This is a genomic window from Streptomyces sp. NPDC001941, from assembly GCF_040296945.1.
Lineage (GTDB): Bacteria > Actinomycetota > Actinomycetes > Streptomycetales > Streptomycetaceae > Streptomyces.
The window spans coordinates 265,578-280,051 of sequence record NZ_JBEOYE010000001.1 but is presented as its reverse complement, the minus strand read 5'-3'; the positions used below and the strand labels follow the sequence as shown (position 1 = coordinate 280,051).

At 70.9% G+C, this 14,474-nt stretch carries 14 protein-coding genes; 5 read left to right on the top strand and 9 right to left on the bottom strand.

Annotation, left to right across the window (positions count from 1 at the left end):
- Positions 1–44: 44 nt before the first annotated feature.
- The 6 genes from ABT160_RS01220 to ABT160_RS01195 form a co-directional block, all read right to left on the bottom strand.
- Positions 45–779: a TerD family protein gene (locus tag ABT160_RS01220; protein WP_351641942.1), complete on the bottom strand. Its 735-nt coding sequence runs from the start codon at positions 777–779 to the stop codon at positions 45–47.
- A gap of 122 nt (positions 780–901) precedes the next feature.
- The gene (locus tag ABT160_RS01215; protein WP_351641939.1) at positions 902–2,041 is read right to left on the bottom strand and encodes a DUF475 domain-containing protein; all 1,140 of its coding nucleotides are present in this window, start codon (positions 2,039–2,041) and stop codon (positions 902–904) included.
- A gap of 49 nt (positions 2,042–2,090) precedes the next feature.
- On the bottom strand, positions 2,091–2,666 hold the full coding sequence (locus ABT160_RS01210; RefSeq protein WP_351641937.1) for a TerD family protein: 576 nt from the start codon (positions 2,664–2,666) through the stop codon (positions 2,091–2,093).
- Positions 2,667–2,833: 167 nt separating this feature from the next.
- On the bottom strand, positions 2,834–3,409 hold the full coding sequence (locus tag ABT160_RS01205; RefSeq protein WP_351641936.1) for a TerD family protein: 576 nt from the start codon (positions 3,407–3,409) through the stop codon (positions 2,834–2,836).
- Between the two features lie 112 nt (positions 3,410–3,521).
- Positions 3,522–3,977, bottom strand: coding sequence for a peroxiredoxin (locus ABT160_RS01200; protein WP_351641933.1), 456 nt, complete (start codon positions 3,975–3,977; stop codon positions 3,522–3,524).
- 110 nt (positions 3,978–4,087) lie between these two features.
- Complete coding sequence (locus ABT160_RS01195) at positions 4,088–4,510, bottom strand: DUF3052 domain-containing protein (RefSeq protein ID WP_351641932.1); 423 nt, start codon at positions 4,508–4,510, stop codon at positions 4,088–4,090.
- Between the two features lie 412 nt (positions 4,511–4,922).
- Here ABT160_RS01195 and aceE point away from each other — a divergent pair, with 412 nt between their 5' ends.
- Both aceE and ABT160_RS01185 read left to right on the top strand, forming a co-directional pair.
- On the top strand, positions 4,923–7,655 hold the full coding sequence (aceE, locus tag ABT160_RS01190) for a pyruvate dehydrogenase (acetyl-transferring), homodimeric type (protein ID WP_351641930.1): 2,733 nt from the start codon (positions 4,923–4,925) through the stop codon (positions 7,653–7,655).
- Positions 7,656–7,772: 117 nt separating this feature from the next.
- On the top strand, positions 7,773–8,555 hold the full coding sequence (locus tag ABT160_RS01185; RefSeq protein WP_351642223.1) for a potassium channel family protein: 783 nt from the start codon (positions 7,773–7,775) through the stop codon (positions 8,553–8,555).
- Positions 8,556–8,580: 25 nt separating this feature from the next.
- Here ABT160_RS01185 and ABT160_RS01180 read toward each other — a convergent pair whose 3' ends face one another.
- The 3 genes from ABT160_RS01180 to ABT160_RS01170 form a co-directional block, all read right to left on the bottom strand.
- Complete coding sequence (locus ABT160_RS01180; RefSeq protein ID WP_351641928.1) at positions 8,581–8,889, bottom strand: small hydrophobic protein; 309 nt, start codon at positions 8,887–8,889, stop codon at positions 8,581–8,583.
- A 109-nt stretch (positions 8,890–8,998) separates the two neighbouring features.
- Positions 8,999–9,373: a peptidase inhibitor family I36 protein gene (locus tag ABT160_RS01175; protein WP_351641926.1), complete on the bottom strand. Its 375-nt coding sequence runs from the start codon at positions 9,371–9,373 to the stop codon at positions 8,999–9,001.
- Positions 9,374–9,717: 344 nt separating this feature from the next.
- Positions 9,718–11,328 carry an MFS transporter gene (locus ABT160_RS01170; RefSeq protein ID WP_351641925.1) on the bottom strand — a complete coding sequence of 537 codons (1,611 nt, stop codon included), beginning with the start codon at positions 11,326–11,328 and terminating at the stop codon, positions 9,718–9,720.
- 134 nt (positions 11,329–11,462) lie between these two features.
- Between ABT160_RS01170 and ABT160_RS01165 the strand changes: the two genes are divergently transcribed.
- From ABT160_RS01165 to ABT160_RS01155, 3 genes are all read left to right on the top strand, one after another.
- Positions 11,463–12,131 carry a TetR/AcrR family transcriptional regulator gene (locus ABT160_RS01165; RefSeq protein WP_351641922.1) on the top strand — a complete coding sequence of 223 codons (669 nt, stop codon included), beginning with the start codon at positions 11,463–11,465 and terminating at the stop codon, positions 12,129–12,131.
- A gap of 178 nt (positions 12,132–12,309) precedes the next feature.
- Positions 12,310–13,521: an alpha/beta hydrolase gene (locus tag ABT160_RS01160; protein WP_351641921.1), complete on the top strand. Its 1,212-nt coding sequence runs from the start codon at positions 12,310–12,312 to the stop codon at positions 13,519–13,521.
- A gap of 76 nt (positions 13,522–13,597) precedes the next feature.
- Positions 13,598–14,467 (top strand): DUF4429 domain-containing protein, encoded by an 870-nt coding sequence (locus ABT160_RS01155; RefSeq protein ID WP_351641919.1) that lies wholly within the window; start codon positions 13,598–13,600, stop codon positions 14,465–14,467.
- Positions 14,468–14,474 lie beyond the last annotated feature (7 nt).

The following is a 14,474-nucleotide window of genomic DNA, read 5'->3' as shown; positions in this document are numbered from 1 at the left end:
CGAACGCTCCCGGACGCCGACCCGGCCGTGCGCGGCCGGGCACGTCAGATCTTGGTCTTGTAGCCGCGGCCCCACTGCAGGCCCCAGCCGTAGAGGCGGTCCAGCTCGGCCTGGAACCCGTAGACGAACTTCACCTCCCGGCGCACCACCAGCTCGCCCTTGGAGTTGTCGACGGAGAACACGGCGCAGGAGCGGGCCTGCGGGGCGCGCTCGTCGAGTTCGATCTCGACCCGGGGGCCGTTGTTCGGGTAGAGCGTGACCTTGGCGTGCGTGCGGTCGAAGGCCGGGGTCTGGTCGTAGATGTACACGAAGAACAGCAGCCGCTTGATGTCGTCGCGGTGGTCCAGGTTCACGAACAGGGTCTCGCCGGAGGGCGCGCCGAACCGGTCGTCGCCGCTGAGCTTGACGTACGGCGGCTGGTTGAGGCTGCCGAAGAGGCTGCCCAGCGGCTGGACCACGCCCTTGCTGCCGTCCGTCATCTCGTACAGGCAGCCCAGGTCCAGGTCGACGTTGACGACGCCCTGGGTGTGCGCCTGCACCACGTCGGGCTGGAAGAACTTGAAGGGGTGGCGCAGCAGCCCGCCCTGTTTGGAGCGGCCCTCTATGTCGGAGGAGCGCATCCGCCAGGACAGGTTGACCCGCAGGTTGCCGGTGCCCGCGCCCTGCTGGCTGAGCGAGACCGACGGGCGGCGCCGGGTCAGCTCGATGGTGTTCGTCGCGGCGTTGCCGGAGTCGAACTGCGCGGCGCGCCCCTGCCGCAGGTTGTCCCAGAAAGCCATGGTCCCCACCCCCAGTGTGTCCACGTGCGCTCAGGCCGACGGGGCGGCCGGACGCACCGGCCGCCCCGTCAGGAAGCGTTCCTCGTCCGCGGGGGTGTCACACCCCCGCGGACGCGCGGGCCTCAGACCCCGGACGAGAGCTTCTCGCCCGAGGACTCAGCTTTTCCCTCCGCCGCCTCCAGCGCCTTGTTGCGGCGCACGGAGGACCAGAAGGACGCGGCGATGAGCACCACGCCGACCAGGCCGGTGATCACCTCGTTGATCTCGTACTGGATGGTGACCATCAGGATCACGGCGAGCGCGCCGATCGCGTAGTGCGCGCCGTGCTCCAGGTAGACGTAGTCGTCCAGGGTGCCCTGGCGGACCAGGTACACGGTGAGCGAACGGACGTACATGGCGCCGATGCCCAGGCCGAGGGCCATCCAGAAGATCTGGTTGGTGACGGCGAAGGCGCCGATCACGCCGTCGAAGGAGAACGAGGCGTCGAGCACCTCCAGGTACAGGAACAGGAAGAAGGCGGCCTTGCCGGCCAGGCCGATGGCCGAGACCTGCTTGCCCTCCCGCTTGGCCTTCTCCTCCTCCTCGGCCTCGCGCTCCTCCTCTTCCTCGAGCTTGTCCTCGAAGTAGCCGGAGAGGCCGCCGACGATCAGGTACGTGATGAGGCCGGCGATGCCGGACAGCAGCACGGTCGCGGACTTGTCGGCGTGGCCCGCGCTGGTGTGCGCGTGGGTGGCGACGGTGATCGAGGCGACCAGCAGGGCGATCAGCGCGATGCAGACGGACAGCATGTCCACCTTGCCGAGCTTGGCCAGCGGCCGCTCGATCCAGCGCAGCCACTGGATGTCGCGGTCCTCGAAGATGAAGTCGAGGAAGATCATCAGGAGGAACATGCCACCGAAGGCGGCGATCGCCGGGTGGGCGTCCGTGACCAGGTCCTTGTACTGGTCGGGGTGGTCCAGGGCGAGCTGGACCGCGTCGATCGGCCCGACCTTGGCGCTGATGGCCACGATCACGACGGGGAAGACCAGCCGCATGCCGAACACGGCGATCAGGATGCCGACGGTCAGGAAGATCTTCTGCCAGAAGGCATTCATCTTCTTGAGGATGCCGGCGTTGACGACCGCGTTGTCGAAGGACAGCGAGATCTCGAGGATCGACAGGATCAGGACGATCCCGAACGCCTCCCACCCCCACTGCCATGCGGCGAATGCAAGGCCGACCGCCGTGATGGCGAACGACCACCCGAAGGTTTTCAGAAGCACTGGCTACCCCATCGTGTCTGTACGGGTCTCCCCCGTGCCGCGCACGGCTTTACGAAACGTTGACCCCGAAGTCTAGAGCGATGCCGCGCAGCCCCGACGCGTACCCCTGCCCGACCGCTCGGAACTTCCATTCTCCGCCGTACCTGTACAGCTCCCCGAAGATCATCGCGGTCTCCGTGGAAGCGTCCTCGCTGAGGTCGTAGCGCGCCAGTTCCTGGCCGTCGGCCTGGTTCACCACGCGGATGAAGGCGTTGCTGACCTGGCCGAACGTCTGGCCCCGGTTGTCCGCCTCGTGGATCGAGACCGGGAAGACGATCTTGTCGACGGTGGCCGGGACCCGGTTGAGGTCGACGATCAGCGACTCGTCGTCGCCCTCGCCCTCACCGGTGAGGTTGTCCCCCGTGTGTTCGACGGAGCCGTCGGGGCTCTTCAGGTTGTTGTAGAACACGAACCACTCGTCGCCCAGCACCCGGCCGTTCTGGCACAGCAGCGCGCTGGCGTCGAGGTCGAAGGGCGCTCCGGTGGTGGAGCGCGCGTCCCAGCCGAGCCCGACCAGCACCTGGGTCAGGTTGGGTGCGGCCTTGGAGAGGGAGACGTTGCCTCCCTTGGCGAGCGTGACGCCCATGACGATGGATCCTCCCCGGTCGGTGCTTCAGGTACGTGTGTCCGGTGGTGCCGCTGCCCCTCACACTTCCCCGCCGGACGCGGGAACAGGCACGTCCCCGCCCTCGGGAACAGGCACGTCCGGCGCCGCACCCGGAAGGTGCGGCGCCGGACGGAGCGCGGGTCGGCTCAGACGTTGACGCCGAAGTCCTGCGCGATGCCGCGCAGGCCCGAGGCGTAGCCCTGGCCGATGGCGCGGAACTTCCACTCGGCGCCGTTGCGGTACAGCTCGCCGAAGACCATGGCGGTCTCGGTGGAGGCGTCCTCGCTCAGGTCGTACCGGGCGAGCTCCTCGTCGTTGGCCTGGTTGATGACGCGGATGAACGCGTTGCGCACCTGGCCGAACGACTGCTGGCGGTTCTCGGCGTCGTAGATCGAGACCGGGAAGACGATCTTCTCGACGTCCGCCGGGACCGTGGCCAGGTTGACCTTGATCTGCTCGTCGTCACCGTCGCCCTCACCGGTGGTGTTGTCGCCGGTGTGCTCGACCGAGCCGTCGGTGCTCTTCAGGTTGTTGAAGAACACGAAGTTGCCGTCACCGGCGACCTTGCCCTCGGCGTTCGTCAGCAGAGCGCTGGCGTCGAGGTCGAAGTCGGTGCCGGTGGTGGTGCGGACGTCCCAGCCCAGACCCACGGTGACCGCGGTCAGGTTGGGCGCGGCCTTGGTCAGCGAGACGTTGCCGCCCTTGCTGAGGCTGACTCCCACGAGTCCCTCCATTGGTTTCCAGGGGCAGCGCCCCCGTCGTGCGTTGGCATCGGATCAACGTGTGGATCCTAGTGACGGGTTCCCGTCGCAAACAGACAGTTCGTGCGAACGATCACAGGGCGTCGAGCGCCTTGACGTAGTCCTCCAGGTCACGGGCGTCCGGCAGCGCGTTGACCACGCTCCAGCGCACCGTACCCGCCTTGTCGATCACGAAGGTGCCGCGCACCGCGCAGCCCTTGTCCTCGTCCAGGACGCCGTAGGCGCGCGAGGCGGCCCCGTGCGGCCAGAAGTCCGAGAGCAGCGGGTACTCCAGGCCCTCCTGCTCGCCGTAGACGCGCAGGGTGTGGATGGAGTCGTTGGAGACCGCGAGCACCTCGGTGTCGTCGCCGAGGCGGTCCAGGTTCTCCTGGAGGGCGCGCAGCTCGCCGGTGCACACCCCGGTGAAGGCGAACGGGTAGAAGACCAGGACCACGTTCTTCTCGCCGCGCAGGTCGCCCAGGCGCACCGTGCGGCCGTGGTTGTCCTTGAGCTCGAAGCCGGGGGCCTCGCTGCCCACCTCGATCGCCATGACGCGCCTTTCCCTCCACCCGGCCCTCCACTGGGCCGTCGCGGTGACGCCCAGCCTACGCAAAGGGCCCCGCCGGCGCGTGCCGGCGAGGCCCTCCTGGTGGTGCGGGGTCAGCGCTTGGGCGAGGCGAGACGGGTGCCCACCCAGTCCTTGGCGACGCTGATGCTCTTGCTCTGCGTCAGGCCCGCGGTCTGCGACGCGTCGTTGATGTCGCTCGGCTCGATGTATCCGTCCCGGCCGGTCTTCGGCGTCAGCAGCCAGATCTGGCCGTTGTCCTCGAGGAAGCCGATGGCGTCCACCAGGGCGTCCGTCAGGTCGCCGTCCTCGTCGCGGAACCACAGCAGCACGACGTCGGCGACGTCGTCGTAGTCCTCGTCGACGAGTTCCTGGCCGATGAGGGCCTCGATGCCTTCACGGAGGTCGTGGTCGACGTCGTCGTCGTAGCCGATCTCCTGGACCACCTGTCCGGGCTCGAATCCCAACCGTGCTGCCGGGTTGGTCCGCTCCTCCGCGTGGTCCGCGGTCGCGCTCACGGCTTGCCTCCTGCTCGTTTCGGGAAATGCTGGGGGCCACGCGTCTGCGCGCGGCTGTTGGCCGTAGTCCACACGGGCGCGGCGTATCGCGCAAGTACCCGGCGGTCCAGACCGCCGAAACGGTGACGGATGCGGCAGTCTCCCCGCAAGTCCAGACGCCCCCGTTCACGGGCCTCGTGACGCACGCCACACCTTTTGACGGCCTTTGCGGTGTTCCTTCCCGACGGTACGCCGATCGAGGGGGACCCCGCTCGGGCAAACACCTGGACGGCTTGGGCGTAAGGTTGCGATTTGACCGAACCGGGAGCCCAGCGGGGAGAGTGGGGGTTACTCCTCGGTAGAGATGACGTGCGCGCCCGCGGGGTACACGATGGAAATCCCGTAGGGCTCGACCGAACAGCGAAGGAACAGCGTGGCTTCCGCATCCGATCGCAACCCGATCATCATTGGCGGCCTTCCCAGCCAGGTCCCGGATTTCGACCCCGAGGAGACCCGGGAGTGGCTCGACTCCCTGGACGCGGCCATCGACGAGCGCGGACGCGAGCGGGCGCGCTACCTGATGCTCCGCCTGATCGAGCGGGCCCGTGAGAAGCGCGTGGCCGTGCCGGAGATGCGCAGCACGGACTACGTCAACACGATCGCGACCAAGGACGAGCCGTTCTTCCCGGGCAACGAGGAGATCGAGCGCAAGGTCCTGAACGCGACCCGGTGGAACGCCGCGGTGATGGTGTCCCGCGCGCAGCGTCCCGGGATCGGCGTCGGCGGCCACATCGCGACCTTCGCCTCCTCCGCCTCGCTCTACGACGTGGGCTTCAACCACTTCTTCCGGGGCAAGGACGGCGGCGACGGCGGCGACCAGATCTTCTTCCAGGGCCACGCCTCCCCCGGCATCTACGCGCGCGCCTTCCTGCTGGACCGGCTGAGCGAGAAGCAGCTGGACGCGTTCCGCCAGGAGAAGTCGAAGTTCCCCGACGGCCTGTCGTCCTACCCGCACCCGCGCCTGATGCCGGACTTCTGGGAGTTCCCCACGGTCTCCATGGGCCTGGGCCCCCTCGGCGCGATCTACCAGGCGCGGATGAACCGGTACATGGAGGCGCGCGGCATCGCGGACACCTCCAAGTCCCACGTCTGGGCGTTCCTCGGCGACGGCGAGATGGACGAGCCGGAGTCGCTCGGCCAGCTGTCCATCGCCGCTCGCGAGGGCCTGGACAACCTGACCTTCGTGGTGAACTGCAACCTGCAGCGCCTGGACGGCCCGGTGCGCGGCAACGGCAAGATCATCCAGGAGCTGGAGTCGCAGTTCCGCGGCGCCGGCTGGAACGTCATCAAGCTGATCTGGGACCGCAGCTGGGACCCGCTGCTGGCGCAGGACCGCGACGGCGTGCTCGTCAACAAGATGAACACGACGCCCGACGGCCAGTTCCAGACGTACGCCACGGAGACCGGCGACTACATCCGCGAGCACTTCTTCGGCGACGACCACCGGCTGCGCGCGATGGCCGAGTCGATGAGCGACCAGCAGCTGCTGCACCTGGGCCGCGGCGGCCACGACCACAAGAAGATCTTCGCGGCGTTCGCGGCGGCCAAGGCCCACGCGGGCCAGCCGACCGTGATCCTGGCCCAGACCGTCAAGGGCTGGACGCTGGGGCCGAACTTCGAGGGCCGCAACGCCACGCACCAGATGAAGAAGCTGACGGTCGACGACCTCAAGCGCTTCCGCGACCGGCTGCACATCCCGGTCACGGACAAGGAGCTGGAGGACGGCCTGCCGCCGTACTACCACCCGGGACGGGACTCCGAGGAGATCCAGTACATGCACGACCGCCGCAAGGCGCTCGGCGGGTACGTCCCGACGCGCGTGGTGCGCGCGAAGCCGCTGCAGCTGCCGGAGGAGAAGACCTACGCGGCGGTCCGCAAGGGCTCGGGCCAGCAGTCGATCGCCACCACCATGGCGTTCGTGCGGCTGCTCAAGGACCTGATGCGGGACAAGGAGATCGGCAAGCGGTTCGTGCTGATCGCGCCGGACGAGTACCGCACCTTCGGCATGGACTCGTTCTTCCCGAGCGCCAAGATCTACAACCCGCTGGGCCAGCAGTACGAGGCCGTGGACCGCGAGCTGCTGCTGGCGTACAAGGAGTCCCCCACCGGCCAGATGCTGCACGACGGCATCTCCGAGGCGGGCTGCACGGCGTCGCTGATCGCGGCGGGCTCGGCGTACGCCACCCACGGCGAGCCGCTGATCCCGGTGTACGTCTTCTACTCGATGTTCGGTTTCCAGCGCACCGGTGACCAGTTCTGGCAGATGGCCGACCAGCTGGCGCGCGGTTTCGTGCTCGGCGCGACCGCCGGGCGCACGACCCTGACCGGTGAGGGCCTGCAGCACGCGGACGGCCACTCCCAGCTGCTCGCCTCGACGAACCCGGGCTGCGTCGCGTACGACCCGGCCTTCGGCTTCGAGATCGCGCACATCGTCAAGGACGGCCTGCGCCGGATGTACGGTCCGGACGCCGAGGACGTCTTCTACTACCTGACCGTCTACAACGAGCCCATCCAGCACCCGGCGGAGCCCGCCGACGCGGACGTGGAGGGCATCCTCAAGGGCGTGCACCGCTTCAAGGCGGGCGAGGCCGGGACGATCCCGGCGCAGGTCCTCGCCTCCGGCGTGGCCGTGCCGTGGGCCCTGGAGGCCCAGCGCATCCTGGCCGAGGAGTGGAACGTGCGCGCCGACGTCTGGTCGGCCACCTCGTGGAACGAGCTGCGCCGCGAGGCCGTGGACTGCGAGCGGCACAACCTGCTGCACCCGGAGGAGGAGCAGCGCGTGCCGTACGTGACGCGCAAGCTCCAGGGCTCCGAGGGCCCGTTCGTGGCGGTGTCGGACTGGATGCGCTCGGTGCCGGACCAGATCTCGCGCTGGGTGCCCGGCACGTACAGCTCGCTGGGCGCGGACGGCTTCGGCTTCGCCGACACGCGCGGCGCGGCCCGGCGCTTCTTCCACATCGACGCCCAGTCGATCGTGCTCGCCGTGCTGACCGAGCTGGCGCGCGACGGCAAGGTGGACCGCTCGGTGCTCAAGCAGGCCGTGGACCGCTACCAGCTGCTCGACGTGGCGGCGGCGGACCCGGGCGCCGCGGGCGGCGACGCGTAGCAGTCGTACGTACGCGGGAGGGGCGGCAGGACCGGACGGTCCTGCCGCCCCTTCGCGTCGGCTGCCCCTACGATGCGCACCATGTGGGGCAAGACGGCGCAGGGCGCGGCTGGAGAGATGAAGCTGCGGCACGGGCGGGCGCAGCGGAGCTGGGAGGCGCGGACGCAGGGGCCGCTGCTCGGCATGGCGCTGGCCTTCGGCGTCGCGTACGCCGTGCCGATCGTCGCGCCGGACGCGCGGGAGTGGGTGCACCGGGTCTGCTCCGTGGTCGAGTGGACGGTGTGGGCGGCCTTCGCGGTGGACTACCTGGTGCGGCTCGCCCTGGCGCCCGCCAAGTGGGCGTTCGTGCGCGGCCATCCGCTGGACCTGCTGGCGGTGCTGCTGCCGCTGGCCCAGCCGCTGCGGCTGCTGCGGGTGGTGGCGACGCTGATGCTGGTGGGGCGGCGGGCCCGGATGGCGCCGCAGATCACCCTGACCACGTACGTGGCGGGTGCGGTGGTGGGCCTGATGATGTTCGGCTCGCTGGCGGTGCTGCACGTGGAGCGGGACGCGCCGCACGGCAACATCAAGACGCTCGGGGACGCCGTCTGGTGGTCCTTCACCACCATGACGACGGTGGGGTACGGGGACCACGCACCGACCACCGGCCTGGGGCGGGTCCTCGCGGTGGGCCTGATGCTCTCCGGCATCGCCCTGCTGGGTGTGGTGACCGCCAACATCGCGGCCTGGTTCATCGCGCGCTTCGACCGCGACGACGCCGAGGAGCGCCGTCAGACGGCGCTCCTGGAGGCGCTCACCGCCGAGGTGCGCGAGCTGCGGGCCGAGGTGGCCCGGCTCTCCCCTCCGGCGTGCGCGGGGGCCGGGGCGCACGCGGTGCCGCCCCAGCCCCACGGCCCCTGAGGTGCCGGCTCGGGGCCTTCCGCGCTCAGAGCAGTCCGTTGCCCATGGACGCGGCGCCGGCCAGCCAGATGATCGCCAGCAGCGTGTCGATCGCGCCCAGGACCACGGCCACCACGGACGGGACGTGCCCGGTGGCCCAGCGCCGGCCCATGGCGAGCCATCCGCAGACGACGGCCACCGGGCCGAGGATGATGCCGAGGACGAAGAACCCCGCGACGGCGCAGACCAGGCCGATGATGCCGAGCGTCGCGCTGTCCGGCCCGCTCCGCGACCACATCCGGCCGCGTGAACGGGGGTGCTTGCGCGAGTGCGTCGTGTTCCCGTAACCGTTCATGGGGTGCGGGTACCCGGGTGGCCGCTGCCCATTACCCCTTGTTCCAGCGGGTGTTGACACCCGGCGGGACGCACGCGCACGGGGCGCGCTCCGGGGCTGCCCGGACCGCCTAGGACTCCCAGACCTTGAACGCCCGTACCTGGTACGGGGACTGCGGGACCCAGGTGCCGCCGCCGGGGTACGTCTCGAACTCACCGGTCTCGGCGCACTCGGCGGACTGGTAGGTGGTGACGGGTCGGCCGGTGCGGTTGACCAGGGACTGGGCCGTGGTGCCCGGCGGCAGCGGCACGCAGCTCTCGATGTCGGTGGTGGCCAGCTCGTGGACCTGGCGGGCGCCCCGGAAGTCGGTCTTGCCCCACAGGCACAGCTCGCCGGGCCCGCAGGTGGCGAGCCGGGGAGCGGCGGCTCCGGCGGCGCCCGGGGCGAGGAGGGTGAGCGACAGGGCGGCGGCCAGGGACAGGACGGTGCTCGTGGTCGTACGCATGGTGGGAACCCCCGTGTGGTGTGTGCGGTGAGCGTGGTCGATCACCTGGGGGTGAGCGTGGGGGGTGCGGGGCGGGCCGGGGAAGAGGGGCCCGCGGGGTCCACCCGGATGAGGGGTTTCGCGGCGGCCGGGGCGGGGTCACTCGCGCGTACGGGTCGTATACGACGCCGCGCACGACGGCGGCACAGCGCGGGGCCCGGCCCCCCGAAGGAGGCCGGGCCCCGTGCTTCACCCCATGGAGTGGGCGGCGAAACGCTCCTGCGGGCGCGGGCCGCGAAGCGTCTCGTACGGCCGGATGTGGACGGCTGTACGTGGACGCCTGTACGTGGACGCCTGGACGGGTCCTAGATGTGGACCGCCCCGCCGCCCGCCTCCGCGTTCTCCCCGCGCTTGGTCAGCAGGGCGACCAGCGCGGCGACGACCGCGACCACCCCCGCGACGGTGAAGGCCAGGCCCATGCCGGACATGAAGGTGTCCTTGATGACGCCGCCGATCGTGGCGAACAGCTCCGGCGTCATGCCGGGGGTCTTGGCCAGCTCGGCCGGGACCGCGCCGAACTCGGCCGCCTGCTCCAGCCGCGGGTCGGCCGGCACGGGGATGCCCGCGGCCTGCCAGTTGTCCGCGAAGACGGCGGTGACCTTGGAGGACATCACGGCGCCGAGCACGGCCGTGCCGAGCGCGCCGCCGACCTGCATGCCCGCCTGCTGCAGGCCGCCCGCGACGCCGGACAGCTCCAGCGGCGCGTTGCCCACGATGACCTCGGTGGCGCCGACCATGACCGGGGCCAGGCCCAGGCCGAGCAGCGCGAACCACAGGGACATCGCGAAGGTGGAGGTGGTCTCGGTGAGCGTGGTCATGCCGAACATGGCGACCGCGGTGCACACCATGCCGCCGACCAGCGGCACGCGCGGGCCGAACTTGGTGATCAGCGCGCCCGCCAGCGGCGAGGACACGATCATCATCGCGGTGAGCGGCAGCAGCCGCAGGCCGCTGTCGACCGGGCTCAGGCCCTGCACGCCCTGGAGGTAGAAGGTCACGAAGAAGAGGCCGCCCATGAAGGCGAAGGCCATCAGGACCATCAGGATCACGCCCGCCGTCAGCGGCACGGAGCGGAACAGGCCCATCGGGATGAGCGGCTCCTTGACCTTGGTCTCCCAGAAGCCGAAGAGCAGGAACAGCACCACCGCGCCGCCCAGGCACAGCAGGGTCCACGTGCCCGTCCAGCCCCAGGACTCACCGGCCTTGATCAGGCCGAAGACCAGGGCGGCCATCGCGCCGGAGAGCAGCACGATGCCGGGGATGTCGAACGAGCGCGGCGCGTTCCGCGCGCGGTGGTCCTTCAGGATCACCAGGCCGAAGGCGAGGGCGATGACGCCGACCGGCACGTTGATGAAGAACACGGACTGCCAGTTGACGTGCTCGACGAGCAGGCCGCCGGCGATCGGGCCGCCCGCGGTGGAGGCGCCGATGACCATGCCCCAGATGCCGATCGCCATGTTCAGCTTCTCGGCCGGGAAGGTGGCGCGCAGCAGGCCGAGCGCGGCGGGCATCAGCAGTGCGCCGAAGACGCCCTGCAGGACGCGGAAGGCGATCACCGCGCCGATGGAGCCGGATATGCCGATGGCGCCGGAGGCGGCGGCGAAGCCGACGATGCCGATCAGGAAGGTCTGGCGGTGGCCGAAGCGGTCGCCGAGCTTGCCCGCGGTGATCAGCGAGACAGCCAGGGCCAGCAGATAGCCGTTGGTGATCCACTGCACCTGCGACAGGGACGCGTTCAGATCGTCCTTGATGGCGGGGTTGGCGATGGCGACGATCGTGCCGTCGAGCGCGACCATCATGACGCCGATGGCCACGGCGAAGAGGGTCAGCCAGGGGTGTCCGCGCAGGCCCTTGGCGGGCGCCGGCTCGGATCCGCCGGCCGGCGGCGCCTTGTCGACGATGGTCTGATTAGTCATCCTCCGAGGTTAGTGACAGCCACTGACAATTGACAAAGCAATTCACACGTCGGTAACTGTCATGTAGCTCACAGGTACGCTGAGCAGCGAAAACCCCCACAAAGACCGCGAAGAGCGACGAGGAGGACCCCTCAGTGACCGTGGAGCAGTCGGTGACCCCGGGCCTGCGCGAACGCAAGAAGCAGCGCACCCGCGACGCCCTGCTGCGCGCCGCCCTGGAGCTGTTCCTCGCCCAGGGGTACGAGCGCACGACGGTCGACGAGATCGCCGAGGTCGTCGAGGTCTCGCAGCGCACCTTCTTCCGCTACTTCGCCAGCAAGGAGGACGTCGCCTTCGCCGTGCAGCACATGGTGGAGCGGCGCTACTACGAGGCGCTGCAGGAGCGGCCGCCCGGCGAGAGCCCGCTGCGGGCCATGCGCAACGCCGTGCTGGCCGCCTGGGACACCATCGGCGAGGCGATCACCGAGGTCGTCCCGGTCGAGGTGTACCTGCGGACCTACCACATGATCGAGTCCACCCCCGCGCTCCTCGCCGCCCACCTGCGGCGCTCGATGGAGATGGAGGAGAGCATCGCGCGGCTGATCGCCGAGCGCGAGGGCGTGGACCCGGACCTCGACCCGCGCCCGCGCATCGCCGTGGCCTCCTTCAGCGGGGTGATGCGGGTGGCCGGACAGCTGTGGGGGCAGGGCGCCGACCTCTCCCTGGAGGCGATGCGCGACCTGACCCTGAACTACCTGGACCGGCTGGGCCCGGCGCTCGCGGACGACTGGCACGCGGTGCCGGAGCCGGCTCCCGAGGGGTAGCCGGCGCCCGAACGGAAGCCGGGGCGCGGGCCGGACGGCGGTCGGCGCCGGAGTGTACGCCCGGCGCGCACGGAGCGTGACCACCCTTCCCCGATTCCGCGGGACATTCCCCCGATCAAGCGTGATCCGCGTCACGCTCTTCGCGGTGCCCCGCACCCGGCGCCTAGGGTGAGCCGCAGTGACTTCCTTCGACTCCTCCCCCACACTCACAGCCTGGCGCACGCTGCTCGCGCTCGTCGTCGTGCTCATCATGCTGGCGACCACCGGGTGGACCGCGATCAAGCATCACCGCGGGCCCGACGGGTCGCGCGAGGCCGTGCTCGCCGCCTGGGACCACGGCTGGTTCGACGGCCGCAGGCTGCCCTCGCGGGCCTCCGCGCCCGGCGTCCTCGCCGCGTTCTTCGCCTCCCTCGGACCCTCCGGGCAGCGTCGGCTGGCCGATGAGCACCCGTACGTCGTCGGCAACCTCGACGGCGCCCCGGTCACGCTCCGCTACCGCGCCAACCGCGCGGCGCTCGGCCGTTCACTGGCCGCGGAGAGGGGCCGGGTCGCCGACCGCGAGCTCAGCGCGGACGGCCACCACGAGGCCGTGCGGCGGATGAACCGCTTCGAGGCCCTGATGGCGAAGGACCGCCACATCCTGGCCTTCGACCCGCGCGGCAAGGGCCGGGTCGCCGAGGTCTTCGGCGACCTGGAGAAGGCGGACCGGGTCTCGGTGGTCGTGCCCGGCGTCGACACCAACCTGCTGACCTTCCAGAAGACCGCCCGCCGCTACTCGGCGCCCGTCGGCATGGCCGAGTCGCTGTACCTGGCCGAGCGCAAGGCCGCGCCCGCCACCCGTACCGCCGTGGTGGCCTGGGCCGACTACACGGCGCCCAGCGGGGTCGGCATCGACGCGGCCACCGGCAAGCTGGCCGCCGAGGGCTCGCTGCGGCTGGCCGCGCTGGCCCGCGCGCTGCCCGGCGACGCGCCCGTCTCGCTGTTCTGCCACAGCTACGGCTCCGTGGTCTGCGGCGTCGCCGCGCGCCGGCTGCCGCCCCGGGTCACCGACATAGCGGTCGCCGGGAGCCCCGGGATGCGCGCCGAGACCACCGCGGGCCTGCGCACGCACGCGCGCGTGTGGGCGATGCGCGACGCGGACGACTGGATCCAGGACGTGCCCTACCTGGAGGTCGGCGGCCTGGGCCACGGAGCGGACCCGGTGGCCCCGGAGTTCGGGGCGCGCGTGCTGTCGGCGGCGGGCGCCGTCGGCCACACCGGCTATTTCGAGCCGGGCACCGAGAGCCTGTCCAACTTCGCCGACATCGCCGTCGGTTCGTACGACTCCGTCACCTGTGCACCCGCCGACCAGGCCTGCCGCGACGGAATTTCCGGTACGGAAGGCGTCTGACGCGCGTAGAAACCGGCACACATCCCGGAGCGGAGGAGGGGCGACGCGCGGGCGCACGCGGCCTACGATGAGGCGCATGGGTGATGTGCTGGCCGGAATTCACGCCTCCTGGGAGTTCGAGCCCGACGCCGTGCTCATCCGCTTCGAACGGGGGATCCGCACGCCGAAGCTGTTCCAGGCGCTGCGCGAACGGCGCGTCCCCGTCGAGGCGTTGCGCGCGGTGACGCTGTCCCCGGGCAGGCGCGGGACGGTCGTGCTGCACGCCGTGCCGCGTCCGGGCGCCGACCCGCTGATGGAGGCCGCGGCGGGACAGCTGAAGGAGGGGTGCGACCCCTACCGCCTGGTCCTGCCCGCCGAGCGCGGGACGCTCGCCGAGTACTACGCGGACGAGCTGCGCGCCCGGCTGCCGGCCGGGGCCGCCGACGAGCCCGCCGACCGCTTCCTGGTCCCGGTGCCCGAGGCGCCCCTGCACTTCAAGGCGTACGACGCCAAGGCCTCCTTCGACGGCGAGCGGATCGCCTTCCGCTGGTTCTGGACCGGTGCCTCCACCGCCAAGTGGAAGGCGGGCGACCAGAGCTTCCGCACCGCCGAGCTCAGCGACGTCCAGTGGCGCTCCCCCGACGTGCTCGACGGCTACCTGCGGCTGGTCCGGCGCGACGCGGCCCCGCAGCCCGCGCAGGCCGACCAGGACCCGGCGGCGGTGGTGTTCGGCCTGGGGTACGGGCCGGTCCACGAGTCGCTGCCGTTCGCCGCGGCGGTGCTCCAGGCGGTACGGGGAGCGGGCCCCGCGGTGCGCGAGCTGGTGCGGGAGCCGGCCGAGGCCGGGCGCCGCGACCCGGCGGGCGTCGCCGACCGCATCCGGCACCTGGGCGAGCTGCACCGGGCGGGCCTGGTGACGGACGAGGAGTTCGCGGCCAAGAAGGCGGACCTGCTCGCGGAGCTGTGAGGCGGGG

What these genes read in the sequence shown, in the direction of transcription:
- ABT160_RS01220 (WP_351641942.1), bottom strand. Translation starts at nt 779, where the DNA reads ATGGCTTTCTGGGACAACCTGCGGCAGGGGCGCGCCGCGCAGTTCGAC.
- ABT160_RS01210 (WP_351641937.1), bottom strand. Translation starts at nt 2,666, where the DNA reads ATGGGCGTCACGCTCGCCAAGGGAGGCAACGTCTCCCTCTCCAAGGCC.
- ABT160_RS01200 (WP_351641933.1), bottom strand. Translation starts at nt 3,977, where the DNA reads ATGGCGATCGAGGTGGGCAGCGAGGCCCCCGGCTTCGAGCTCAAGGAC.
- ABT160_RS01185 (WP_351642223.1), top strand. Translation starts at nt 7,773, where the DNA reads ATGAAGCTGCGGCACGGGCGGGCGCAGCGGAGCTGGGAGGCGCGGACG.
- ABT160_RS01180 (WP_351641928.1), bottom strand. Translation starts at nt 8,889, where the DNA reads ATGAACGGTTACGGGAACACGACGCACTCGCGCAAGCACCCCCGTTCA.
- ABT160_RS01175 (WP_351641926.1), bottom strand. Translation starts at nt 9,373, where the DNA reads ATGCGTACGACCACGAGCACCGTCCTGTCCCTGGCCGCCGCCCTGTCG.
- ABT160_RS01170 (WP_351641925.1), bottom strand. Translation starts at nt 11,328, where the DNA reads ATGACTAATCAGACCATCGTCGACAAGGCGCCGCCGGCCGGCGGATCC.
- ABT160_RS01155 (WP_351641919.1), top strand. Translation starts at nt 13,598, where the DNA reads ATGGGTGATGTGCTGGCCGGAATTCACGCCTCCTGGGAGTTCGAGCCC.